We start from the raw sequence: 22,219 nt of genomic DNA, 5'->3' as shown, positions 1-22,219 counted from the left end.
ATGACCGACAGCACCCTTGCCAGAGCCGCTGCACGCCAGCCCATCGTCCTGCGCTTCCCCGCGATACTGGTTTTCATGATCGTGCTGGCAGTCTTCACGGTCGGCGTCACGATCCTGTCCGAAGGCTTCGGCATCGGCGTGATCTCCACGAGTTTCGTCAAGACCCTGGGCAAGACGCTGTGCCTCTGTCTCGTGGCACTGGCGATGGACCTCGTGTGGGGCTATTGCGGGATCCTGTCGCTCGGGCACATGGCCTTCTTCGCCTTGGGCGGCTACGCGATCGGCATGTGGCTGATGTACGAACGCACGCGTCTGATCGTGGTCGATAGCCTCGCGGCAGAGGTCCTGCCCCCCACGGCCCAGCAGATATCCGACGGCATCGCCACACAGATCTTCGGCGTGGTGGGCGCGTCCGAGTTCCCACCTGTCTGGGCTTTCGCCCATTCCCTGCCGCTGCAACTGGCCGCCGTCATGCTGGTGCCGGGGCTCTTGGCGCTGGTCTTTGGCTGGTTCGCCTTTCGCAGCCGCGTGACCGGCGTGTACCTCTCGATCCTGACCCAGGCGATGACCTTGGCGCTCGCACTGTACCTCTTCCAGAACGACAGCGGGTTACGCGGCAACAACGGCCTTTCCGGACTGCAGAACCTGCCCGGCCTCGGCGGCGTCGGTCAGCCGATTGTCTCGATGTGGTTCCTCTGGGCCTCGGCCCTGGCGCTGGGGTTGGGATACTGGCTGGCGAACTGGGTCGTGTCGGGCAAGTTCGGCTCGGTCCTGCGCGGCATCCGTGATGACGAGGCCCGGGTGCGCTTCCTCGGCTACCCGGTCGAGTCCTATAAGCTCTTTGTCTTCACGCTATCGGCAGTGATCGCGGGCATTGCCGGCGCGCTCTATTACCCGCAGGCCGGCATCATCAACCCCGCCGAACTGGCCCCCATCGCCTCGATCTACCTTGCCGTCTGGGTCGCCATCGGGGGACGCGGGCGGCTTTACGGGGCGGTGATCGGTGCGGCCTTCGTGTCGCTCCTGTCCACGTGGTTCACTGGCGGACAGGCCCCCGACATCGTGCTGGGCAGCTGGCGCATCCAGTGGGTCGACTGGTGGACCGTGCTTCTGGGCCTGTCTTTTGTCGCCGTTACGCTCTTTGCGCCCAAGGGCATCGGCGGGCTCTTCGACCTCGTGGCGGATCGCCTGACTCCTCACCGCCACGGCGCGGACCTCGGCCCCGACCAGGGCACCCTGCGCGAGAAGGAGGCAGACACATGAGCCAGCTTCTGGAAGTCTCCGGCGTCTCGGTCAGCTTCGACGGCTTCAAGGCGCTCAACAACCTGTCCTTTTCCATCGGCAACAGGGAGTTGCGCGCCGTCATCGGCCCCAACGGCGCCGGCAAGACCACCTTCATGGACGTGGTCACCGGCAAGACCAAGCCCGACGAGGGCCGCGTGCTGTGGGGCGAGCCGCCCGTCTCTCTGCTGGGCAAATCCGAAAGCACCATCGCCATGGCCGGCGTGGGCCGCAAGTTCCAGCGCCCCACCGTGTTCGAGGATCAGACGGTCGAGGCCAACCTGATGATGGCGCTGCGCAAACCCCGCTCGCCTTTCGCCGTCCTCTTCTTCAAGCCCAGCGCCGAGGATCGCGACCGCGTCGCCGAGCTGGCCGAAACCATCGGTCTGGCGCAGGCGCTTGGGCGCAAATCGGGCGAGCTTTCGCACGGGCAGAAACAATGGCTGGAAATCGGCATGCTACTGGCACAGGACCCTCAGCTTTTGCTGGTGGACGAACCGGCGGCGGGGATGACCACGGCCGAGCGGGAAAAGACAACCGACCTGCTGCGCGAGGCCGCGAGGACACGCGCCGTGGTGGTGGTCGAACATGACATGGAATTCGTCCGCCGCCTTGGCTGCAAGGTCACGGTCCTGCACGAAGGCTCGGTTCTGGCCGAAGGCTCCATCGACCATGTTACCAAGAACGAGAACGTGATCGAGGTGTATCTTGGCCGATGACATCCTGAGCGTCGAGGGCCTGACCCTGCACTATGGCGGCAGCCAGATCCTGAACGGCATCGACATGGGCGCGCGGCAGGGCGAGGTCACCTGCATCATGGGCACCAACGGCGTCGGCAAGACCTCCCTGCTGAAAGCCCTGTCCGGCACCCATCCCCGCTCCGGCGGCACCTACAGGCTGGCAGGGGAAAGCATCGGCAAACTCGGCGCCTACGACATGGCGCGGCGCGGCGTCGGATACGTGCCCCAGGGCCGCGACATATTCCCCTTCCTGACGGTCGAGGAAAACCTCGAGACGGGTTTCGCCTGCCTGCCCCGCAACGAACGCCACCTGCGCAACGATATCTTCGACCTCTTTCCCATTCTCAAGGAGTTCATGACCCGCCGCGGCGGCGACCTGTCCGGCGGTCAGCAACAGCAGCTTTCGATTGCCCGAGCCCTGATCACGCAACCGAAAGTCCTGCTGCTGGACGAACCGACCGAGGGCATCCAGCCCAACGTGATCCAGCAGATCGGCGAGGCGATCCGCCTGCTCCGGGATCAGGGGGAAATCGCGATCATTCTCGTCGAGCAATATTTCAGCTTTGCCTACGACCTTGGCGACAGGTTCTACGTGATCGAGCGCGGCGCGGTGAAACTGAGCGGCGACAGGGATACCGTGACAAGCGAGGAACTCGCCAGAAGCACGGCGATCTGACGACGCGTCACGACCGCTCTGATTTGCACCGCACAAGTCAAGTGGACAGGCCACGTGGTATTGCTATGCAGACCGGATCGAGCGTCCCGAAAGCGCTCGCGTAAACAACCTGGCGGTACCGGCAACCACCAACCAAACGACCCCTAGTCCTTCGTTTCGCTCAGCTTTGCCGGTGCACGTTCTGCGTAATAGGCCGAGAGTGCGGCGATCTCCGCATCGGTCAGATCGCGCGCGGCCTTGAACATCAGTTCCGCCGCGCGGCCGCCACCGCGATTGCCCTCGCGCCACAATTTCAGCTGTTGTTCGAGGTAGGGCGCGTGCTGGCCGGCCAGCGACGGAAAGGCCGGATTGATCGGCGCGGGCCACGGCCCGTGGCAAGCCCGGCACGCCGGCACGCTTTGCGAACCGCCCTCGGCAAAGGCCAGCGCCCGACCCTGCTCGGCAAGCTGCGACGGCTCCGCCGCCCCGCCCTCGGGCGAGACATCCGCAAAGGTCCGCGCCAGCCGGTCGACCGATCCGCCGGGACGCTGGCTCATGACCTCGTACATGATCCCGCTGTCGCGCGTGCCGTCGCGATAGGCGGCAAGACTTTGGGCGATGTACTCCTCCGACAGGATATCCAGCCGCGGCACCTGCGCGTTCTGGCTGACCCCATCCGGGCCGTGACAGACGGCACACCCGCCATCGGCCTCGTCGACCATCGCGTCCCAGGTCTCGGGCGTCATCCCCTTCTGCGCCCGCAGGAAAGCGACCAGCGGCCAGACATCGTCCGTCCGCTCGGCGGGCCAGCCGGGCATCCCGCTCATCTTGATGCCGTTGTGGATGATCCAGTGCATCTCGGGCGCGCTCCAGTGATCGCTCACCAGCGCCAGCGAGGGCGGTTCGGGCAGCATCTGCTGCACCGTGGCGCTGCGCGGCACGCCCGGGGCGCCGTGGCAGTCCATGCAGGCGGATTTGTAATGCCCGGCCCCAAGGGCCACCATATCGGGCGTATCGAGATCGTCCGGCACTTCGCTTTCGGGCGGCGCACGGAAGGCGACCGAGTTTTCGAAGGTGCTGTGCATGGCCCAGGTCACGCCTGGCCAGTGCCCCTGCCGCGCCGAGACGTTGAAGAGACCCAAGCCGATGATCAGAACTGCCGTCAGCAAGCCGATGGCGGCGGCGACGCCCGCCATGGCGATCACGGTTTTTCCGTGCAGGTCACGCACCCATCTCATGCCGTCTCCTCCCGTACCACGCGCGCGGCCAGCACCAGCGCCCCCACAAGGTAGATCGGCGTCCCGATCGCCAGCATCAGGATACCGCCCAACTGCTGGCCCGACAGGCTGGGGTCCCGGCCGCAGATCTCGGCGTAAAGGTCGCTCGGGGCCAGAACCAGCAGCGCGCCCAGCAACGTCATGTGCATCGAGGTCAGGAACAATCCCCCTGCCCCCACCAGCGCCTGCCGCGCATGAAGCGCCCCGGACCACACCGCCAGCCCGGCGGCGAGGAAGGCCACCTGCTCCAGCACGCGCCCGCCGAAACTCAGCTGCGCGAACCCATGCAGGTGCGGCAGGTGCCACGCCCAGACGATGGCGAACTCGGCAACCGCCGCCAGAATCACCGGCACCGCGAAACGCCGCGCCACGCCCGGCCACGCCAGCACCATCAGGGGCGCCACGCCCGCCACCAGCCCCATGTGCCGCAGCATGTGCGCCGGAAACGGCCCAGCCCATGCCTCCCACGGCGGCAGGTACAGCCCGGCCAGCAGCGCCAGCGCAGAGATCCCCGCCAGCCTCACAGGCAAGTCTCGATGAACAGCGCCGGCATCGCCACGAAGATCACCCCGATGGCCGACGCGATGCTCAGCAGGAAGCCCGCGTGCCCGAGGAACTCGCGCCGGTCCTCGACCGTTGGCTTGTCATGCACGTAGTCCTGATCGTCGGGGTAGTCCCACTGCACCCACGCCTTCCACGCGATCCAGCCGATCAGCGCCAACGCCACCACCGTCAGCACCAGGATCGACAGCCGCGCCACCTCGGGCGTGCCGATCTTGCTGCACTCCACCGCCGTAATCGCGTAGATGATCGCGAAATGCAGCGTCCAGACGGTGGGCGCGGCGACCATGTGCCAGATGCTTTCGTGCCGGAACGGGGTTTCCTCTGTCATCTCGGCACCCTCACATCAGCCTCGGGGCCACGCCGACCAGCAGCGTGGTGATCACCCCTGACAGGCACATGAAATGCCAGAACAGCGTGGTGTTGCGCAGATCGGCATCGTAAAGCTGCGTCAGCTTGCCGAACACGCTGCCGGCCAGGCAATAAAGCAGCATCACGACCGCCAGCACGCAATGCGCCGATGTCCAGACCGTCAGCGCGTACATCACCGCCGGAAAGGCGTGGGTTTCGGGTTGCAGCCCCGGCAGCACGATCGCCAGCCACATGCCGCCCAGTGCCGCAAGGGTCGCCACCACCGCACCGACGATGCACCAGCGTGCCACGCCCTGTCGCCCGCCCCGGTTCAGCTCTCGCGCCGCCACCGTCGCGCCCCAGGCGACCACGAAGGCCAGCAAGGCCAACAGCGCCCACATCATGTCGGGCAGCGCCGCGCCCTCGGGCGGGAAATCCGGCCGCGCCGTCCAGAAGAAGAACACGCCGAAGACAAGGCTGGCAAAGGCCGTCGCATCGCCCAGCATGGTGATGAAGACGGCCCACCACCCCGGCGCCTTGGGCCCGGTCACATAGACCGGCAGGCGCAGGCCAAGGCCTGCCTCGCGCATCGGGGTCTTGGGCACCTGCGCGGTCGAGGTCCACAGCCAGTAGATCACGCAGGCAACGGCACACACGCCTGAAAACGCCGACAGCCAGTAGAACTTGAAAACCGGCAGGATGAACGCCCCGCCGGTGAACGCCGCCGCCCACAGCGTGACCCAGGCCGGCCCGGTGACCTGCACCACCGCCTGCGGCACCGCATCCACCGCCGAGGTCACGATGGTCTCGCGTTTGCCCTCGGGCGCGTCGGGGATATAGAACTTGCCGTCGTCGAATCGCTCCAGGAATTTCGGCTGCTCCCACAGCGGATAGCGCGACGAGATATACGGAACCGACCGCACGCCCCACGCCTCCTCCGGCACGTCATGTGACCATTCCAGCGTGCCCGCGTTCCACGGGTTCCGCTCTGTCAGCGGCTGCCTGCCCTTTGGCCGCAGCAGATCCCATGCAAAGACGAGGATACCCGCCGCCACGATGAAACTGCCCAATGTCGACACCATGTTCAGCACGTCCCACCCGGCAGCCTCGGGATAGGTGACGACGCGCCGCGGCATCCCCTGCAAGCCGGTCAGGTGCATCGGCAAAAAACAGATGTTGAATCCCGAGAATGTCAGCCAGAAGGCCCACCTGCTCAGCCGGTCCGACATCTTCTTCTTGGTGATGAACGGGTAGAAATAATAGATCCCGCCGATGATCGGAAAGACCATGCCGCCGAAGAGCGTGTAATGCAGGTGCGCCACGATGAAATAGGTGTCATGCACCTGCCAGTCGAAGGGCGCGATGGCCACCATCACACCCGTCAGCCCGCCGGCGGTGAAAATCGCCAGCGCGCCCGCAATCCACAGCATCGGCTGGCTCATCGTCACCCGGCCCACCATCAGCGTGGCGACAAAGGCGAAGATCTGCACGCCGGTGGGAATCACCACCGCCTCGGACGCCGCCGAGAAGAATCCCAGCGACAGCGACGGCAGCCCCGTGGTGAACATGTGGTGCACCCAAAGTCCGAAGCTGAGGAACCCCACGCCGACCGCAGACAGCACGATCCAGGAATACCCCACCATCGGCCGCTGCGCCGCCGTGGGCACGATCATCGCGGCGATGGCGATGGACGGCAGGAAGACGATGTAAACCTCCGGGTGCCCGAAGATCCAGAACAGGTGCTGCCACAACAAGGGGTCGCCGCCCCGGTCGGGGTCAAAAAACGGCCAGTCCATCGAGCGTTGCAACTCGAACAGGAAATCCCCCGCGATCAGCGGCGGAAAGGCGAACAGGATCATCACCCCCACGACCAGCACGTACCACGCATAAAGCGGCATCAGGTTGATCCGCATTCCCGGCGGGCGGCACTTGATCGTGCCCACGATCAGCTCGACCGCCGCCGCGATCGACGCGACCTCGATGAACGACAGGCCCAACAGCCATATGTCCGGCCCGATCCCCTCCTGCTTGGTCGCCAGCGGCGGATACATGAACCAGCCCGAACTGGGCGCGACGTTGAACAGGATCGAGCCCAGCACGAAGATGCCGCCGATCAGGAACGACCAGTAGCCATAGGCCGACAGGCGCGGAAACGGCATGTCCCGCGCCCCCAGGAAGGCCGGCAGGATCAGGATCGACACCGCCTCGAACATCGGCACGGCAAACAGGAACATCATCGCCGAGCCGTGCATGGTGAAGAACTGGTTGAAACGGTCCGCGCTCAGGAAATCGTTGTCCGGCACCGCCAGCTGGATACGCATCAACAGCGCCAGCACGCCCGCGCACAGCATGAAGAAAAACGCGGTCAGCGAGTACCACACCCCCACTTCGGTGTTGTTGACCGCCGACCAGTAACGCCAGCCTTTCGGCGTCTCCCAGGCGCGGCGAAGATCCGCCTCGCGCCTGGCCTTCACCTCCGGGTCGGCAGGCGCGTCCAGCATCTCCTCGGTCGGCGGATAGGTGCCCTCGGGCCCTGCGTCGTAAACCTTGCCGCCATCGCCGCGCCGGGCGGTGCCCTGGGGGGTGTCGGTCGCGCTCATTCCAGTCCCCCAAGATAGGCCGCCAGTGCCGACAGGTCTTCCTCCGGCAGATGATCATATCCCGGCATCTCGACCCCCGGCTTGAACTGCGCCGGGTCACGCACCCAGTCGCGCAGCGCGTCTTCGGTCATTGGCAGGATGCCGGCTGCCAGCGAGACGCGCGACACCAAATGCGTCAGGTCCGGGCCCACCTGCCCCTCGGCCTCGGTGCCGCGCACGGCGTGACAGCCGCCACAGCCTTCCGACAGGAACAGCTCTGCCCCGCGCCGTGCCTCCTCGGTCGCCGGTGCCACTGCCGGCGCCGCCTCGCGGTCCAGCCACGCCTCGAACGCCTCGGGCTCCATCACCACGGCGCCGAACGCCATGTAGGCATGGCTTTCGCCACAGAACTCGGTGCATTGGCCGCGGTATTCGCCCGGTTTGGTCGGCTCCAGCGACATCCGCGTCTCGCGCCCCGGAATCATGTCGGTCTTGCCGCCCAGCGCGGGAATCCAGAACGAATGGATCACCCGCTCGGCGTTCAGCGTGATCTCGCTGCGCTGGCCGGTCGGCAGGCGCACCTCGTTGGCCGCCATCACCGGCACCTCCGCCCCCTCGGGCCAATAGGCCACCCGCCACCAGAACTGGTGGCCCGTGACCTCCACCCGCAATCCCTCGCCTTCGTCCCTCTGCCTGGGCATCTCGTTCAGCGCATAGGCCAGCAGGATCGACAGCACGATCACCGGCACCACCACGCCGCCGCCGATGATCAGCGCCTCGGCCGCACGCGCGTTCAGCGGGCGCGGCGCGATCTTCGTCACGAAATAGATCAACCCGTTCAAGGCGACCCACAGCACCACCGCCCCGCCCAGCATCACCCAGAACAGCGTCGCCAGCACCTCGGCGTCTCGCCCCGCCGGGTCCAGCACGGATTGCGGCCCGGTGCATGCGCTCAGCCCGATGACCGAGGCCGCAATCGCCAGCCGCCTCACAACAGGAACCGCGCGATCAAAACCCCGCCGATCACGTAAGGCAGCAGCGCCAGCAGAAATACCACGCCATCCCTTGTCAACATGGCCATGACCAGCAGGCAGACACCTGTGGCCGCGACGGACCCCGAGAACGGAATGAACTCCAAAAACGGCATGGCCAGCCCGGTCATCAGGCAGATCAACTGCGGCACCCAGGTCATCGGGCGATGGAAAAGGAAGGACAGGCGCTGTCCGGTATGGCGCTCTATCCATTGCATGATCGGCAGGATCTGCCGCATCGCGTGGTCCAGCTTGGCACCGTCAATCGTCTTTTTCTTCAACTTTTCGGGCAAATAGAACTTTTTCAGGCCCAAGATCATCTCGGCGGAAAAAAGCGCGATCAGCAACCCGCACACCATCGACACGCCGGGAATGCCCGACAGCGGTGTGGCTGCGATCAGGGCCGGCACAAAGATCAGTGGCAGAATGCCCGCCTGCCCCGCGGCACCGACAATTTCGTCCACGGTAACCTCGGGTCGATCGGCCAGCGACCTGATCCTTGAGATCACATCCGTCAGCGGATGCGCCGTAGGAGCTTCGGCCTCGTGGCTCATGGCATCACGCCCTGCGGTCCGTGAACACGCGAACGCGCACAACCACACGCCGGCACCCATGCGCCGTGCCCGCGCGGTTCACTCGTCCTGCTAGAAAACTGTCCCAGACCCATTGCCCGACTTTCCGTTCCGACGAAGGAACGCCGCAACTGCGCTCAAGTTCCCGGCATACCTGAATAATTGCCGATCGCATGAACCCCGCGCAAAGCCGAGCCTGCAGGCCGGCGCGTCAGCGCCAGACGAACCTGCAGTCGTAGAGCACGCCGAACACACCGCGCTTGCATACGCGAACCCTCTCGGCCTTGCGCTTTGGCTTGGGCTTGGGCTCGGTCCGCTGAAACGCTTCGTATTCGGCCTGGCTTTCTTCCCGCAGCGCGGCCAGCTGCACGTCGTTGAAATAGCCGCTGACGGGAAAGCCGCGCGCCTCCTGCCACGTGGAAATCGCGGTGCGCGTATTCGGCCCGAACACCCCGTCCGCGCCGCCCGGATCGTACTCGACCAAGCGCAGGCGATTCTGGATCTCGCGCCGCTCGTCGCGCGACAGATCCAGTGCGGCCTCAATATCCTCGCTGGCCGACGCCGTCTGATCCACGCGCGCCGTGCCAAGCACGGGCGGCGTCTCGGGCCAACCTGCCGTGTCGAGAACGGCAATCGACGTGACCGCGGCCGGAGTGAATGTCGCCGCGTACGTGGTCTCAACCCCGCTGACGGAATAGGGCGCGCACTCCTCCAGCGCGACAACGGCATCCAGATACAGCCGCCGCTGGACAGCCGATTGCGACTCCGCGCCGACATGTTCGGGGATCCCCAGCAGCAGCCCGGCGCTGTCCAGCACGAACTGCAACCGCACCTCTTCGTCGCTGGCCGCATCGGACGTACCGGCATAGCAGGCCGCCACCTGCTCCACCAGGGACGACGTCGCGGCGGCCGTCTCCGTCTCGGCCGCGCCCGTCGTTCCGGGATCCTCCGCCGCGGCGGGTTCCGTCACCGCAGGCGCATCGCGGTCTGTCTCCGCGCCCATGACGTCGATCCCGGCACCCTCTTGCGACTCCCGGGGTGGGTCCAGCGGGCTGACAGTGGTTGCAGGCGGTTCCGGCAACGGCTCGGCCGTTTCCGTCTGCGCCAACACAGCACCGCCGCCCAGCACCACTACGAAGGCCGAGGCGACATAACCCTTCCAAGGCAGAAACGAGGTACGCGATCCGAACAAAGGAAATCCCTTCCATTACGTCTGGAAAAGAATAACGCCTGCCGCCGCCGAAAGGTCAAGCCGGACGGCAAAATTCGGCCACTGGGCCAGCCCAATGCGCAGCATGTTGCGGAACCCGGCGCCGCAATCGTCTGGTTTCGCATGTTGCAGATTGAAGCAACGTCACGTATCCATGACGCACGAAGCTGCACCGGGGCGCATCGTTCCGGTCCGCAAGTCACATATCATCCGTCGGGGGGCCGCAAAGGGCTGAGAGGTGCACGCACCGACCCGTCGAACCTGATCCGGGCAATACCGGCGTAGGGAACGGGTAGAACGTGCACCGACAGCACTTACCTCTTTTCCGCGTTGGCACGCCCCAAGCAAAGAGGCGCGTCAATGATCCTCAATCCATCCAAGTGCCGGTCAGACGCATCGGCATGACATCCGTGGTCATCATAGGCGCCGGCGTTGCCGGTCTTTGTGTCGCCCGCACCCTGCTGGACCGGGGAGCGAAAGTGACCCTTGTCGATCGTCACGCCGCGCCGGGTCCGCATGCCTGCTCCTGGTGGGCCGGCGGGATGCTGGCGCCCCATTGCGAAGGCGAAAGCGCCGAAGAGGCGGTGGTGCGGCTGGGCTGCGAGGCCGCCGACTGGTGGGAGGCACAGACCGGCGCCGTTGTCCGGCGGCGCGGCTCTCTTGTCGTGTCGCCCGGGCGCGACAAGGCCGATCTCGCCCGCTTTGCACGCCTGACGAGCGGCCACCGCGCCGTCACCGGCCCCGAGATCTCGCAGCTCGAGCCCGACCTCGGCGCCCGTTTCACGCGGGGCCTCTTTTTCGACACAGAGGCGCATCTTTCGCCCCGCGCCGCCCTCGCCGCGCTGCGCGACAGCCTCGCCGCCGATGGCGCGAAGCTCATTCAGGAAGAGGCCGACCCCGAAGCCCATGCGCGGAAGGGTCTGACCATCGACTGCCGCGGCTTTGCGGCGCGCGACCGGCTTGCCGATCTGCGCGGCGTCAAGGGCGAGATGATGATCCTCTCGTGCCCGGACGTGTCGCTCACCCGCCCCGTCCGCGTGCTGCACCCCCGCGTGCCGATCTACGTGGTGCCCCGGGGTGACGGCCTTTACATGTTGGGGGCCACGATGGTCGAAGGCCAGGCGGGCCGGCACGTCACCGCCCGTGCGATGCTGGAACTGCTGGGCACGGCCTATGCGCTCAACCCCGCCTTCGGCGAGGCCGAGGTGGTCGAGATCGGCGTCGACAGCCGCCCCGCCTTTCCCGACAACCTGCCCCGCATCCGCCGCGACGGGAACCTGATCCGGGCCAACGGACTCTACAGGCACGGCTTCCTTCTGGCGCCGGCCCTCGCGCGCATGGTCGCGGACCTGATCCTTCACGACAAGACACCGGAGGTTTCCGATGAGATTGCAGCTTAACGGCACGCCAGTGCACGCCGAGGCCGCCACCCTGGCCGACCTGCTGGACGCCCACGGCTATGGCGACGCCAAGGTGGCGACAGCGGTGAACGGCACGTTCGTGCCCGCATCCCTGCGCGGCGATCACGCTCTGGCGGACGGCGACAGCATCGAGGTTCTGGCCCCGATGCAGGGCGGCTGAGCGATGCGAGATTTCTACGGCACCACGCTGGCCAACGGCTTCATGCTCGGCACCGCGCAATACCCTTCGCCCGCCATCCTGGCCGAGGCGTTCCGGCGCAGCGGCGCCAGCGTCGCCACCGTATCGCTGCGCCGCGAAAGCGGGCAGGACCGCGCCGGACAGGATTTCTGGAACCTGATCCGCGGCCTGGGCGTGCATATCCTGCCCAACACTGCCGGATGCCACAGCGTGAAAGAGGCCGTGACCACCGCCCACATGGCGCGCGAGGTCTTCGACACGCCCTGGATCAAGATCGAGGTCATCGGCGAGGAAGACACACTGCAACCCGATGTCTTCGGCTTGGTCGAGGCCGCCCGCATCCTGACCGAGGACGGGTTTCAGGTCTTTCCCTACACCACCGAGGATCTCGTCGTTGCCGACCGTCTGCTCAACGCGGGCTGCGAGGTTCTGATGCCCTGGGGCGCCCCCATCGGATCGGGGCTGGGCCTGAACAACATCTTCGGCCTGCGCGCGCTCCGGGCGCATTTCCCGGACGTGCCGCTGGTGATCGACGCCGGGCTGGGTCTGCCCTCGCAAGCCACGGCGGCGATGGAACTGGGCTACGACGCGATCCTTCTCAACACCGCCGTGGCCAAGGCGGGCGATCCGGCGGCCATGGCCGAAGCCTTCTCCCTCGCCCTCAGGGCCGGAAAACTGGCGCAGTCCGCCGAGCCGATGGAGCCGCGCGACATGGCCGCCCCCTCCACCCCGGTTCTTGGCAAGGCGTTTCTTGAATGAGACTGGACCGCTTCTACCCCATCTTCGACAGCGCCGACTGGATCGAGCGGCTGGTCCCGCTGGGCATCAAGCTGGTGCAACTGCGCGTCAAGGATGCCGCGCCCGATACGCTGCGCGACCATGTGCTGCGGTCCAGGGCCGTGTGCGCGCGCCACGGCTGCACCCTTGTCGTAAACGACCACTGGCAAGAGGCGATCGACACCGGCTGCAGCTACATCCACCTTGGCCAGGAAGACCTTGATACAGCTGACATATCCGCCATCCGCGATGCCGGCCTGCGCCTCGGCATAAGCACCCATGACAGGGCCGAACTCAAACGCGCCCTTGCGCTCGATCCCGACTACATCGCCTTGGGTCCGATCTATCCCACCATCCTGAAAAAGATGAAATGGCACGAACAGGGCCTCGACCGTCTGACCCAGTGGCGCGGCCTGATCGGCGACCTGCCCCTGATCGCCATCGGCGGCCTTTCGGTGGAACGCGCGCCCGGCGCCTTCGAGGCAGGCGCAGACGTGGTGGCCGCGGTCACCGACATCACGCTCAACGACGCCCCCGAAACCCGGGTGCGCGCCTGGCTGGCGGCGACGCGATGACCCGCTATGCCCGCCAGACCTGCCTGCCCGGCATGGGCGAGGCCGGACAGGCCGCGCTGAAGGCGGCGCATGTGCTTGTGGTCGGGGCTGGCGGATTGGGCGCCCCGGCGCTGCAATACCTGGTGGGCGCGGGGATCGGACGGCTGACCCTGGTGGATGGCGACACGGTTTCCCTGGGCAACCTGCACCGCCAGACACTCTTTCGCGAAGACGACATCGGCAGGCCCAAGGTCGAGGCCGCGCATGACACGTTGCGCCGCCTCAATACCGACTGCCGCATTGCCCCCCTTGCCCGCCCGCTCGATCCCGCCAATGCGCCCGACCTCGTGGCGCAGGCCAGCCTGGTGCTCGATTGCGCCGACAGTTTCGCGGTCAGCTACATCCTCTCCGACACGTGCCTTGCCGCCGGCGTGCCCCTTGTCAGCGCCTCCGTGCTGGGCGTTTCGGGCTATGTCGGCGGCTTCTGCGGCACCGCGCCCTCGCTGCGCGCCGTGTTTCCCGATCTTCCCGACCGCGCCGCCACCTGTGCCACGGCGGGCGTGATGGGGCCGGTGGTGGGCATGATCGGCGCGGCGCAGGCCCAGATGGCGCTGGCCTGCCTCACCGGGCAGACTCCGTCCCCGCTGGGCCATCTGCTCACCGTCGACATGCAGGCCTTTCGCAGCAGCAGCTTTCGCTTCGACACGGCCCCCGAGCCGGCGCAGGGCCTGCATTTCATCGCGACCGACCACCTCAAGCCAACCGATATCGTCGTCGACCTTCGCGGCACCGAGGAAGCGCCGACCCCTGTCTCGCCCCAAGCACGGCGGAGCAGCGTATCGGACGTCATCGCGGGCCGGCTCCAGCCCCCCGCGACCGGACAGCGCGCGGTCTTTGCCTGTCGCTCCGGCCTGCGAGCCTGGCAGGCCGCCAGGCATCTGCAACGCCACTGGGACGGCGATATCGCTCTTGTCGCCACCGGCGACGCACCCGGCGCGAGCGCGCTGCCGGAGCCGACCGATCTGGGCTGAACCGCCGGGGCAGGACACCCGAAGATTGCGGTCCTGGTGCGTTGAATAGCGGCCGGTCGCGCCCCACCGAGAACGCCAACACCATCCTGGCGCGATTAATCTTTGAAAAATCTCTTTATTTCAACGTTGCGCCACAATAATGCCCGAATTGGGCGAGAACAATCAGGGAGCGAACAGAATAATAGGCTGGAAAGAGAAACAATGCGGATCCTTGCGATAGATGACGAGCCGATCTTCTGCGACTTGCTCAGAACGCGGCTTGAACAGCTGGGCTACAGGGACGTCGAAACCGCCTTTACCGGGCCAGAGGCCCTGCAGATCGCTGCCGCCAAGACCAAGCCCGTGGAGTGCTTCATCGTCGACATCCGCATGATGCCGATGGACGGGATCGAACTGGTTCGGCAACTGAGAGCCATCCCGCACCACCAGGCGACACCCATCGTGATGCTCTCCGCGCTGACCGACAAGGCGTCCATCGACGCCGCCTTCATGGCCGGCGCCAACGACTACATCACCAAGCCGCTCGAAATGGTCGAACTGAAGATCCGCCTGGAAATGGCCCGCAACATTCTTGCGGAACGCGCCCAGGCGCGGTTGCTGCACGAACATGTGCTCAAGCAGGAAGCCATACTGTTCCCAACCGCCGCGTTCGACGGCGAGATCATTCTCGACGACGTCGAAGGTGCCGTCAGCATGGTGTCGATGGAGAACTTCCTTCTCAAGCAGGGCAACCTGCGCCTGCGCCAGACCTCCGCCATCTGCGTCAACCTGCCCATGGCGGAAACCTATTTCAAGATGATGGACTCCACCTACTACGCGGTCCTGATCGGCGACATGGCACAGGCCGTCTCGCGGGCGCTTTCGGCGTTTCCGCACATGCTGACCTGCCCGGGCAGCGGCGATATCGTCGCCCTTCTGCTCGACCAGCCCAATGTCGATTGCGCGCGGATCGAGGAAAACCTCACCCAAGAGCTTGAGGCCCTGCGCCTGCGCTATGACGCCATCGACATGACGCTGCCGCGGGTGACGGTCGGTACGCCCGTGCGCACCGGGTTCTTTCGCATGCAATGCCCGACCAGCCTGATCGACCGCGCCCGTCGCGCGACCGGAAAAGTCGAGGATCATCACCCGATGCAGGCCATCGCATGAACGCCTCCGCCAATCGGCACCCCGCCGATCCCGCACGCACCGCGATAAGTCGCGCACTGGACGACATGCGCGTTCAGTTCTGCGCCGGGCTCGACGCACGGATCTGCCGGATCGAAGCCGCCCGGATCGCGCTGGACGCCGACCCGGCCACGGCGCTCGAAACCGTCGGCTTCGAGGCGCACCGCATATGCGGCGTTGCCGGAAGCCTTGGACTTCACGATCTGTCGACGCAGGCGCGCGCGCTGGAAGAGCACGTCACCACGGCCGCGGGACAGGACTTGTCACAATCTGAACGGACCGGACTGAACGAACGGATCGAATTGTTTCTCGATCTTATGGAGCATCACCTGACGGAGAGCTGATTGGTCTGCGCGGCCAAGAGGGGCAAACCCCGGGCACGCACAGATCCCCCAACCACCGAAGAAGGGGCATTTGGTGTGGATGAACGAGTAAAAAGACTTTGGAACCTTTGCCGATATCGCAAAAGCTGGATATCGGTGTCACTCACGATCATGCTCGTTCTGGCTCTGACCGCGCTTGCGGCCAGCAAGATCAATGCGCACCTTCTCAACCTTGCGCGACAAGCCGCGCATGACGAAGCGCATGATGACGCAGATGCAATCGCAACTGCATTGCAACGCGAACTGACCAAGGTCGATGTCATCACTCGCGCGATCCGCCACGCGATCGAACAATCCCCCGATGTCACGCAGGAAGGCTTCGGCGCCCTGGTTGCGCCCCTGATCGCGCGGACGCCCGCGATCCTCGTGGTCGGACGGTCGCGCGGTTACGTCGTGGAACAGATCTATCCGGTCGTCGGCAATGAAAAGGCGATCGGTCTGGATTACCGCCTCGTGCCGCAGCAGTTGCTCGGCGTCGACAAGGCTTTGCAGTTCGGCGAGACCTCGTTGCAGGGACCCGTGGATCTCGTTCAGGGTGGACAGGCCTTCATTCAACGAATGCCGTACTACGCTTCGAACGACAGCGACATGTCCCGCATTGCCACGGGTATCGTGTCGATCGTCATCGACCGCGACCGCCTGCTGACCGAGATTTCCCAGAGCCACGGTTTCATGCTATATGACATCGCGATCCGCAGCCTGGGCGATGACCAGCATCCGATTAACATGCTCTACGGTTCGCAAAAGACTTTCGCCAACAGGCCCGTCCTGCGCCACGTCATTGCCGACGGCAGCACTTGGCAGATTGGCCTTGTCCCCACCGCTGGCTGGCCCACCGGGAGCGGGATGAAGAACCTGGTATGGGCGCTCAGCTTTCTCGCCATCGGTTTCCTGGGCGCCATGATCCTGGCACTCTGGACCATGTACCGATCCAAGCGTGCCGCCGAAAGCCAGCTGCGCTCGGCAATCAATTCCATCGAAGACGGGTTCGCCTTGTATGATTCACGCGACCGCCTTGTCTTTGCCAATGAGAAATACCTGTCCTACTACGAACTGTCGCGCGACGCGATCGTCCCCGGCAACACCTTCGAGAACATCCTGCGCGAGGGGCTCAAGAACGGCCAGTACACCGATGCCATCGGCCGCGAAGAGGAATGGCTCGAGGAGCGTCTCGCCAAACACGCAAATCCGACCGCGCCGATGGAGCAGAAGCTGGGCGACGGACGTTGGTTGAAAGTGGCCGAAACCCGCTCGCCCGACGGCAACACGGTCGGGTTCCGTGTCGATATCACCGAACTCAAGCAGGCCCGCGAAAAGGCCGAGGCGGCGAACCAGGCGAAAAACAACTTCCTCAACATCATCAGCCACGAACTGCGCACCCCCCTGACCTCGGTCATCGGCTATGCCCGGTTCCTCGAAAACGTGGATGTCCTGCCGGGCTACAAGGCGCTCGACAGCAAGCTGCGCGACGATGCGTCCGGCCCGGAACGCCTGAAGGCGCTCAAGGTTCTGCGTGACGAGGTGACTGGCATGTCCGGCCGCATCACCACGTCCAGCGACCACCTGCTGGCGCTGATCAACGACGTGCTCGATCGCGCCAAGCTCGAGGCCGAGACGGTCGAGCTCGAGATCGAAACACTGAACATAAAGGAGGTGGTCGGCACCGTGACCTCCAGCCTTGGCATCAAGGCCGCCGAGAAGGGAATCGCGCTGACCTCCGACATTGCCTCCCTGCCCATCAGCGCCGATCCCAAGCGCCTGCGCCAGGCGCTGATCAACGTCGTGGGGAACGCTATCAAGTTCACCCAGACCGGCGAAGTCCACATCTCATCCGACCATGACGAGACGCATCTGCGCATCCACGTGCGCGACACCGGATGCGGCATCCCGGCAGACCAGCTGGACCAGATTTTCCACCAGTTCGTGCAGGTCGACACTTCCGTCACCCGGCGCAATTCCGGCGCCGGACTGGACCTCGCGATCACGCGCGAACTGATCGAACTTCACGGCGGTTCCGTCGCGGTCGAAAGCGAAATCGGTCACGGCAGCACTTTCAGCATCACTTTACCCATCAAATCAAAGGCCCTGGAGATCGCCGCGTGAGTTATGCGGGAAGAGGATATCATTATGACATTGCCTAAAGTTTTCCACGTTCCGGCCCAATCGGCACCATGGCGTTCAGCTACCCTGGTTTTGTCGACTTCCAGCGGGACTCGAAAGGGCTTCTATGCAACAGACGTCTAAACCACAAAGGCACGCAAGCACCGGGCACCCCGGGCTCGACAGGTCGCCCACCGAGCTCGCATTTCTTGAAACCATTCTCGAGTCGCTCCACGACGGCGTCTACGTGTACAGCAGCGACTCCCTGCGCATCCGCTACATGAACGCGGCCGCCCTCGACCGGCACGGCTGGACCAGGGAAGAGGCCCGCGAGAAAACCATCAGCGACACTGCAGCCACCTTCAACAAAAAGGCCTTCTTTCGCGCCGCGGTCCCCCTTTTCAATGGCGAGCTCGAATCGATCACCCTGGAACTGACGCACTTTACCGGCCCTATCGAGGTCTCCACGCGCCTGATCCGCACCACCGACGAGGGAGATTTCTTCGTCTCCGTCCTGCGCGACATCACGGGTCGCAAGAGCCTGGAGCTTGAAAAGGTGCAGACCGTATCGACCGTCAGCCACGAGTTGCGCACCCCACTCACCTCCATCCACGGCGCGCTGCGTCTGCTCAAGGCCGGCGTCGTCGCCGATCTCGACGACAAGACGCAAAGCGTGGTCGACATCGCCGTGCGCAACACCGATCGCCTGCTCTCGATCGTCAACGACATCCTCGATCTCGAGAAGATCAACAGCGACAAGATGGATTTCTCGATCGCCGAGACGGACATCATCGAATGCCTCAATGACACGGTGGAACTGGTGTCCGGCACCGCCTTCGAACATGACATCGAGCTCGAGATCTCCAGCGACCTGCGCGGTGCGATGGTCATGGGCAACTCCGACCGCATTGCGCAGGTCATCACGAACTTCGCCTCCAACGCCATCAAGTACTCACCTGCCGGCGCGACCGTGCGTTTCGGCCTTGAGCAAGAGGACGGCGGCATTGTCGTATCCGTCTCCGACGAAGGCCCGGGCATCACCCAGGATCAGACTCGAATGCTGTTCAAACCCTTCTCGCAGGCCCGCGCCAGCGACGGCACGAAACGGCCCGGCACCGGGCTGGGGCTCGCCATCGTCGACGCCATCCTCAAGCGTCTCGACTACCCTGTCTCGTTCACGTCCGAAGTGGGCCAGGGCAGCACGTTCCAGTTCCGCATCCCCGCGCATCTGGTGCTCTGGACCGATCCGATTGAAACACGCGGGGTTGCGAGAGCATGAACATGACAACTATCGTGGAATTTCCTGCCAAAGAGTCCGAGGAAATCAGCGTAATGAGTAAACCTCTTGAAACGATCCTGCACGTCGACGACGACGCCGATATCCGCGTCATCATCAAGATGTCCCTGGAAACAGTCGGTTCGTTCAACGTTCATCAATTTGCGTCGGGGCAGGAGGCCGTCGAGGCGGCCGCATCCGTGCAACCGCAAATGCTGCTCCTTGACATGATGATGCCCGACATGTCCGGCGAGGAAGTCTGGAAACTGATTACGCAGCAGCCCGGGCTGGCGACTGTCCCGACCGTGTTCCTGACCGCCAAGGCGGAGGATTCCTTTTCGCAGGAATTGCGCCGGAAAGGCGCGGCCGCGGTCATCACCAAGCCGGTGGACCCGATGCTGCTCGCGTCTGAGATTAAAGAGATCTGGCAAAAAGCCATCCAGTCCTGACGCCCTCGACGGCCTCAGAGCGCGCCGTCAGGCGTCAGACAGATTCTTGAAATCGCCCGAGTCGAGGACCGGCGCGGCATCTATCTCGTCGGCATCCAGCATGGCCGCCACGCGCTCTAGGCTCGACACCAGCATCGCCTGTTCCCAGTCCTCCATGACCGAGAACTTGCGCACGAAGCGCTGTTGCAGGGGGTCCGGGGCCCTGGCGAGCGTCTCCCTGCCCTTCGTGGTCAGATGGATATTGGTCTGGCGCCGGTCGCGCGTCGACTTCTCGCGCAGAACCATGCCTTCGCCGACGAGCTTGTCGACCAGGGACGTGACCGTGGCCTGGGTGACGCGCATCCGCGATGAAATCGCCGTCGCGGTCGCCTGCCCAGTTTCGCCGATGATCTGCAACACACGAAACTGCGCCGGGGTCACGCCGGCAGATTCCTTCACTTCGCGGCCGAAACGGTCGGTCGCGCGGAGAATGCGTCTGAGTGCGACTAATGAGGTATCGATGCGGTCCATTCCTACCTGTTGCGTTTCGTTTGGATAGCTAAACATATATCCGAAAAACCGTTTTGTGAAGCCCTATGTAGTTAGACTAACTAATAACGACCCTCTGCGAATACCAAAGTAAATTTCCCCCACACACCTTAATAACAAGGCTATTTCGGCCGTTTCGACCATCATTACAAAAAATATGCTTAGCCTCTTGAAGCACCCCCGCCCCAGTGCTACTTTGTTTGCCAAAGCAAATCGGAGAACCAAACCATGCCCCGCGACCTTGCGAAAGAAACGATCCCGACCCTGCGAAGCCCTGAGCCGACCGACGGCTCGGAGATCTGGGAGCTCGTCCGTGAGTGCAAGCCGCTCGACGAGAACTCGATGTACTGCAACCTGATCCAGTGCGATCATTTCGCAGACACGTGCGTACTGGCCGAGATCGAAGGTCAGCCGGTCGGTTGGGTGTCGGCCTACGTGATGCCGAGCGATCCCGAGACCCTGTTCGTCTGGCAGGTCGCCGTGTCCGAGACGGCGCGTGGCATGGGCTTGGGTTCCCTGATGCTGAAAGAAGCGCTGGAGCGTGAGGCCTGCGAAGGCGTGACGCGCATCCAGACCACGATCACCTCGGATAACGACGCCTCCTGGGCGCTTTTCCGTAAATTCACCGACGAGTTCGGAACCAAACTCGACGCTCAGGCGTATTACGAAAAGGACGAGCATTTTAACGGTCAAAGCAAGACTGAAAACCTCGTAACCATTACGCTCGCCGAAGAGTTTGCAAAGGCGGCCTGACCCAGGGCCGCACAGTTTTCCCCTCACATTCAATTCCGAAAGAGAGGTCGTAATGTCTACGCATACCTCACCCAAAGCTGTGTTTGAACGCCGCGAATCCGAAGCCCGCAGCTATTGCCGCGGGTTCGACACGGTGTTCACCTCCGCATCCGGCGCCGAAATGACTGATGTGGACGGTCGCACCTATATCGACTTCCTGGCCGGCTGTTCCTCGCTGAACTACGGCCATAACGATCCCGACATGAAGGCGGCGCTGCTCGAGCACATCTCGAATGACGGCATCGCCCACGGGCTCGACCTGATGTCCGACACCAAGGCGCAGTTCCTCGAGACGTTCGAGAAGCTGATCCTCGAGCCGCGCGGCATGGATCACAAGATCATGATGACCGGCCCGACCGGCACCAACGCCGTCGAATCCGCGCTGAAGCTTGCCCGCAAGGTCACAGGCCGGCGCGACATCATCGCCTTCACCAACGGGTTCCACGGCATGACCATGGGCGCCCTGGCCGCGACCGGCAATGCCGGGAAACGTGGTGGCGCGGGGGGCGTGTCGCTTCCCGACGTGAACCGGATGCCCTACGAAGGCGCGTTCGGCGACGACGTCGACACGATCGCCCAGATGGAAATGATGCTCGACAACCCCTCGTCCGGTGTCGAAGCCCCCGCCGCGTTCCTGGTGGAACTGGTGCAGGGCGAAGGCGGCCTCAACGCCGCATCGAAGGAATGGGTCGAACGCCTGGGCCGCCTGGCCAAGAAACACGGCACCCTTCTGATCGTCGATGACATCCAGGCCGGCATCGGCCGCGCCGGCAGCTTCTTCAGCTTCGACGACATGGATGTCGAACCCGATATGATCCCGCTGGCGAAATCGCTGTCCGGTTTTGGCCTGCCGTTCGCCGCGCTGCTGATCCGTCGCGACCTCGACATCTGGAAACCGGCCGAGCACAACGGCACGTTCCGCGGCAACACGCATGCCTTCGTCACCGCCCGCATCGCGCTCGAGAAGTTCTGGTCCGACGACACCTTCAAGAACGAGATCGCCGAGAAAGCAAAGATCCTCGAGACCCGCCTGCAACGCATCGCCGACATGGTGCCAGGCGCCAGGCTCAAGGGCCGCGGCATGATGCGCGGCGTCGATGTGGGCTCGGGCGAGCTGGCCGAACAGATCTGCGGCGAAGCGTTCCGCAACGGCCTGATCATCGAGACCTCCGGCAGCTTCGACGAGGTGGTCAAGGTGCTTGCACCGCTCACCATCCCGGTCGAGCTGTTCGAAAAGGGCCTGGATATCCTCGAAAAAGCCGCCTCGACCTGCGTCGAAGGCCACAATATCGCTGCGGAGTAACCG

The 22,219-nt window shown here is 64.5% G+C and carries 23 protein-coding genes and 1 riboswitch; of the genes, 15 read left to right on the top strand and 8 right to left on the bottom strand.

The annotated features are described in order from the left end of the window. The 3 genes from urtC to urtE are packed head-to-tail and all read left to right on the top strand — an operon-like array spanning position 1 to position 2,697. On the top strand, positions 1–1,263 hold the full coding sequence (gene urtC, locus FIU85_RS17750) for an urea ABC transporter permease subunit UrtC (RefSeq protein ID WP_152497840.1): 1,263 nt from the start codon (positions 1–3) through the stop codon (positions 1,261–1,263). Next, positions 1,260–2,000 carry an urea ABC transporter ATP-binding protein UrtD gene (gene urtD / locus FIU85_RS17745; protein ID WP_152493083.1) on the top strand — a complete coding sequence of 247 codons (741 nt, stop codon included), beginning with the start codon at positions 1,260–1,262 and terminating at the stop codon, positions 1,998–2,000. The genes urtC and urtD overlap by 4 nt, the downstream gene beginning before the upstream one ends. A gap of 1 nt (position 2,001) precedes the next feature. Then, positions 2,002–2,697: an urea ABC transporter ATP-binding subunit UrtE gene (gene urtE, locus FIU85_RS17740; protein ID WP_152498311.1), complete on the top strand. Its 696-nt coding sequence runs from the start codon at positions 2,002–2,004 to the stop codon at positions 2,695–2,697. Positions 2,698–2,840: 143 nt separating this feature from the next. Here urtE and FIU85_RS17735 read toward each other — a convergent pair whose 3' ends face one another. The 7 genes from FIU85_RS17735 to FIU85_RS17705 all read right to left on the bottom strand — a co-directional run bounded on the left by FIU85_RS17735 (position 2,841) and on the right by FIU85_RS17705 (position 10,239). After that, positions 2,841–3,914 carry a c-type cytochrome gene (locus FIU85_RS17735; RefSeq protein ID WP_152497839.1) on the bottom strand — a complete coding sequence of 358 codons (1,074 nt, stop codon included), beginning with the start codon at positions 3,912–3,914 and terminating at the stop codon, positions 2,841–2,843. Next, positions 3,911–4,477 carry a cytochrome c oxidase assembly protein gene (locus tag FIU85_RS17730; protein ID WP_152497838.1) on the bottom strand — a complete coding sequence of 189 codons (567 nt, stop codon included), beginning with the start codon at positions 4,475–4,477 and terminating at the stop codon, positions 3,911–3,913. The genes FIU85_RS17735 and FIU85_RS17730 overlap by 4 nt, the downstream gene beginning before the upstream one ends. Further along, a complete protein-coding gene (locus tag FIU85_RS17725) occupies positions 4,474–4,845 on the bottom strand; it encodes a hypothetical protein (protein ID WP_152493085.1) in 372 nt (123 codons plus the stop codon). Before FIU85_RS17725 ends, FIU85_RS17730 begins: the two co-directional genes overlap by 4 nt. Before the next feature lie 10 nt (positions 4,846–4,855). Continuing rightward, the gene (ctaD, locus tag FIU85_RS17720) at positions 4,856–7,366 is read right to left on the bottom strand and encodes a cytochrome c oxidase subunit I (RefSeq protein WP_254703068.1); all 2,511 of its coding nucleotides are present in this window, start codon (positions 7,364–7,366) and stop codon (positions 4,856–4,858) included. Between the two features lie 95 nt (positions 7,367–7,461). Further along, on the bottom strand, positions 7,462–8,436 hold the full coding sequence (gene coxB / locus FIU85_RS17715) for a cytochrome c oxidase subunit II (RefSeq protein WP_152497836.1): 975 nt from the start codon (positions 8,434–8,436) through the stop codon (positions 7,462–7,464). Continuing rightward, complete coding sequence (locus FIU85_RS17710) at positions 8,433–9,029, bottom strand: exopolysaccharide biosynthesis protein (protein WP_172978913.1); 597 nt, start codon at positions 9,027–9,029, stop codon at positions 8,433–8,435. The genes coxB and FIU85_RS17710 overlap by 4 nt, the downstream gene beginning before the upstream one ends. Before the next feature lie 229 nt (positions 9,030–9,258). After that, the gene (locus tag FIU85_RS17705) at positions 9,259–10,239 is read right to left on the bottom strand and encodes a peptidoglycan-binding protein (RefSeq protein WP_152497834.1); all 981 of its coding nucleotides are present in this window, start codon (positions 10,237–10,239) and stop codon (positions 9,259–9,261) included. Between the two features lie 222 nt (positions 10,240–10,461). Further along, positions 10,462–10,562, top strand: a riboswitch (TPP riboswitch). A 96-nt stretch (positions 10,563–10,658) separates the two neighbouring features. Between FIU85_RS17705 and thiO the strand changes: the two genes are divergently transcribed. The 10 genes from thiO to FIU85_RS17655 all read left to right on the top strand — a co-directional run bounded on the left by thiO (position 10,659) and on the right by FIU85_RS17655 (position 19,593). After that, complete coding sequence (thiO, locus tag FIU85_RS17700; RefSeq protein WP_152497833.1) at positions 10,659–11,657, top strand: glycine oxidase ThiO; 999 nt, start codon at positions 10,659–10,661, stop codon at positions 11,655–11,657. After that, positions 11,641–11,838 (top strand): sulfur carrier protein ThiS, encoded by a 198-nt coding sequence (gene thiS / locus FIU85_RS17695; protein WP_152497832.1) that lies wholly within the window; start codon positions 11,641–11,643, stop codon positions 11,836–11,838. Before thiO ends, thiS begins: the two co-directional genes overlap by 17 nt. A gap of 3 nt (positions 11,839–11,841) precedes the next feature. Continuing rightward, on the top strand, positions 11,842–12,615 hold the full coding sequence (locus FIU85_RS17690; protein ID WP_152497831.1) for a thiazole synthase: 774 nt from the start codon (positions 11,842–11,844) through the stop codon (positions 12,613–12,615). Further along, the gene (locus FIU85_RS17685; protein WP_152497830.1) at positions 12,612–13,208 is read left to right on the top strand and encodes a thiamine phosphate synthase; all 597 of its coding nucleotides are present in this window, start codon (positions 12,612–12,614) and stop codon (positions 13,206–13,208) included. Before FIU85_RS17690 ends, FIU85_RS17685 begins: the two co-directional genes overlap by 4 nt. Next, positions 13,205–14,218, top strand: a complete 1,014-nt coding sequence (locus tag FIU85_RS17680) for a HesA/MoeB/ThiF family protein (RefSeq protein ID WP_172978912.1) — start codon at positions 13,205–13,207, stop codon at positions 14,216–14,218. The genes FIU85_RS17685 and FIU85_RS17680 overlap by 4 nt, the downstream gene beginning before the upstream one ends. 201 nt (positions 14,219–14,419) lie before the next feature. Next, on the top strand, positions 14,420–15,367 hold the full coding sequence (locus FIU85_RS17675) for a PleD family two-component system response regulator (RefSeq protein WP_152497829.1): 948 nt from the start codon (positions 14,420–14,422) through the stop codon (positions 15,365–15,367). After that, positions 15,364–15,729: an Hpt domain-containing protein gene (locus FIU85_RS17670; protein WP_172978111.1), complete on the top strand. Its 366-nt coding sequence runs from the start codon at positions 15,364–15,366 to the stop codon at positions 15,727–15,729. The genes FIU85_RS17675 and FIU85_RS17670 overlap by 4 nt, the downstream gene beginning before the upstream one ends. Before the next feature lie 135 nt (positions 15,730–15,864). Continuing rightward, positions 15,865–17,871, top strand: a complete 2,007-nt coding sequence (locus FIU85_RS17665) for an ATP-binding protein (protein WP_152497828.1) — start codon at positions 15,865–15,867, stop codon at positions 17,869–17,871. Positions 17,872–17,995: 124 nt separating this feature from the next. Beyond that, positions 17,996–19,147: a PAS domain-containing sensor histidine kinase gene (locus FIU85_RS17660; protein WP_152497827.1), complete on the top strand. Its 1,152-nt coding sequence runs from the start codon at positions 17,996–17,998 to the stop codon at positions 19,145–19,147. A gap of 2 nt (positions 19,148–19,149) precedes the next feature. After that, complete coding sequence (locus FIU85_RS17655; RefSeq protein WP_172978911.1) at positions 19,150–19,593, top strand: response regulator; 444 nt, start codon at positions 19,150–19,152, stop codon at positions 19,591–19,593. Between the two features lie 27 nt (positions 19,594–19,620). Here FIU85_RS17655 and FIU85_RS17650 read toward each other — a convergent pair whose 3' ends face one another. Continuing rightward, positions 19,621–20,103, bottom strand: coding sequence for a MarR family winged helix-turn-helix transcriptional regulator (locus FIU85_RS17650; RefSeq protein ID WP_152497825.1), 483 nt, complete (start codon positions 20,101–20,103; stop codon positions 19,621–19,623). Positions 20,104–20,349: 246 nt separating this feature from the next. Between FIU85_RS17650 and ectA the strand changes: the two genes are divergently transcribed. Both ectA and ectB read left to right on the top strand, forming a co-directional pair. Beyond that, positions 20,350–20,874 carry a diaminobutyrate acetyltransferase gene (gene ectA / locus FIU85_RS17645; protein ID WP_152493099.1) on the top strand — a complete coding sequence of 175 codons (525 nt, stop codon included), beginning with the start codon at positions 20,350–20,352 and terminating at the stop codon, positions 20,872–20,874. Between the two features lie 52 nt (positions 20,875–20,926). Next, a complete protein-coding gene (gene ectB / locus FIU85_RS17640; protein ID WP_152497824.1) occupies positions 20,927–22,216 on the top strand; it encodes a diaminobutyrate--2-oxoglutarate transaminase in 1,290 nt (429 codons plus the stop codon). Positions 22,217–22,219: the final 3 nt, after the last annotated feature.

This window comes from Roseovarius sp. THAF8 (genome assembly GCF_009363735.1).
Taxonomy (GTDB): Bacteria; Pseudomonadota; Alphaproteobacteria; order Rhodobacterales; family Rhodobacteraceae; genus Roseovarius.
Note: the sequence above shows the minus strand (reverse complement) of the source record. Positions and strands in the feature narration are given on the sequence as shown.

What these genes read in the sequence shown, in the direction of transcription:
- ectB (WP_152497824.1), top strand. Translation starts at nt 20,927, where the DNA reads ATGTCTACGCATACCTCACCCAAAGCTGTGTTTGAACGCCGCGAATCC.
- FIU85_RS17710 (WP_172978913.1), bottom strand. Translation starts at nt 9,029, where the DNA reads ATGAGCCACGAGGCCGAAGCTCCTACGGCGCATCCGCTGACGGATGTG.
- FIU85_RS17725 (WP_152493085.1), bottom strand. Translation starts at nt 4,845, where the DNA reads ATGACAGAGGAAACCCCGTTCCGGCACGAAAGCATCTGGCACATGGTC.
- FIU85_RS17655 (WP_172978911.1), top strand. Translation starts at nt 19,150, where the DNA reads ATGACAACTATCGTGGAATTTCCTGCCAAAGAGTCCGAGGAAATCAGC.
- thiS (WP_152497832.1), top strand. Translation starts at nt 11,641, where the DNA reads ATGAGATTGCAGCTTAACGGCACGCCAGTGCACGCCGAGGCCGCCACC.
- FIU85_RS17690 (WP_152497831.1), top strand. Translation starts at nt 11,842, where the DNA reads ATGCGAGATTTCTACGGCACCACGCTGGCCAACGGCTTCATGCTCGGC.
- FIU85_RS17680 (WP_172978912.1), top strand. Translation starts at nt 13,205, where the DNA reads ATGACCCGCTATGCCCGCCAGACCTGCCTGCCCGGCATGGGCGAGGCC.
- FIU85_RS17685 (WP_152497830.1), top strand. Translation starts at nt 12,612, where the DNA reads ATGAGACTGGACCGCTTCTACCCCATCTTCGACAGCGCCGACTGGATC.
- FIU85_RS17735 (WP_152497839.1), bottom strand. Translation starts at nt 3,914, where the DNA reads ATGAGATGGGTGCGTGACCTGCACGGAAAAACCGTGATCGCCATGGCG.
- FIU85_RS17675 (WP_152497829.1), top strand. Translation starts at nt 14,420, where the DNA reads ATGCGGATCCTTGCGATAGATGACGAGCCGATCTTCTGCGACTTGCTC.
- FIU85_RS17670 (WP_172978111.1), top strand. Translation starts at nt 15,364, where the DNA reads ATGAACGCCTCCGCCAATCGGCACCCCGCCGATCCCGCACGCACCGCG.
- thiO (WP_152497833.1), top strand. Translation starts at nt 10,659, where the DNA reads ATGACATCCGTGGTCATCATAGGCGCCGGCGTTGCCGGTCTTTGTGTC.
- FIU85_RS17660 (WP_152497827.1), top strand. Translation starts at nt 17,996, where the DNA reads ATGCAACAGACGTCTAAACCACAAAGGCACGCAAGCACCGGGCACCCC.
- ectA (WP_152493099.1), top strand. Translation starts at nt 20,350, where the DNA reads ATGCCCCGCGACCTTGCGAAAGAAACGATCCCGACCCTGCGAAGCCCT.
- ctaD (WP_254703068.1), bottom strand. Translation starts at nt 7,366, where the DNA reads ATGCTGGACGCGCCTGCCGACCCGGAGGTGAAGGCCAGGCGCGAGGCG.
- FIU85_RS17650 (WP_152497825.1), bottom strand. Translation starts at nt 20,103, where the DNA reads ATGGACCGCATCGATACCTCATTAGTCGCACTCAGACGCATTCTCCGC.
- urtD (WP_152493083.1), top strand. Translation starts at nt 1,260, where the DNA reads ATGAGCCAGCTTCTGGAAGTCTCCGGCGTCTCGGTCAGCTTCGACGGC.
- urtC (WP_152497840.1), top strand. Translation starts at nt 1, where the DNA reads ATGACCGACAGCACCCTTGCCAGAGCCGCTGCACGCCAGCCCATCGTC.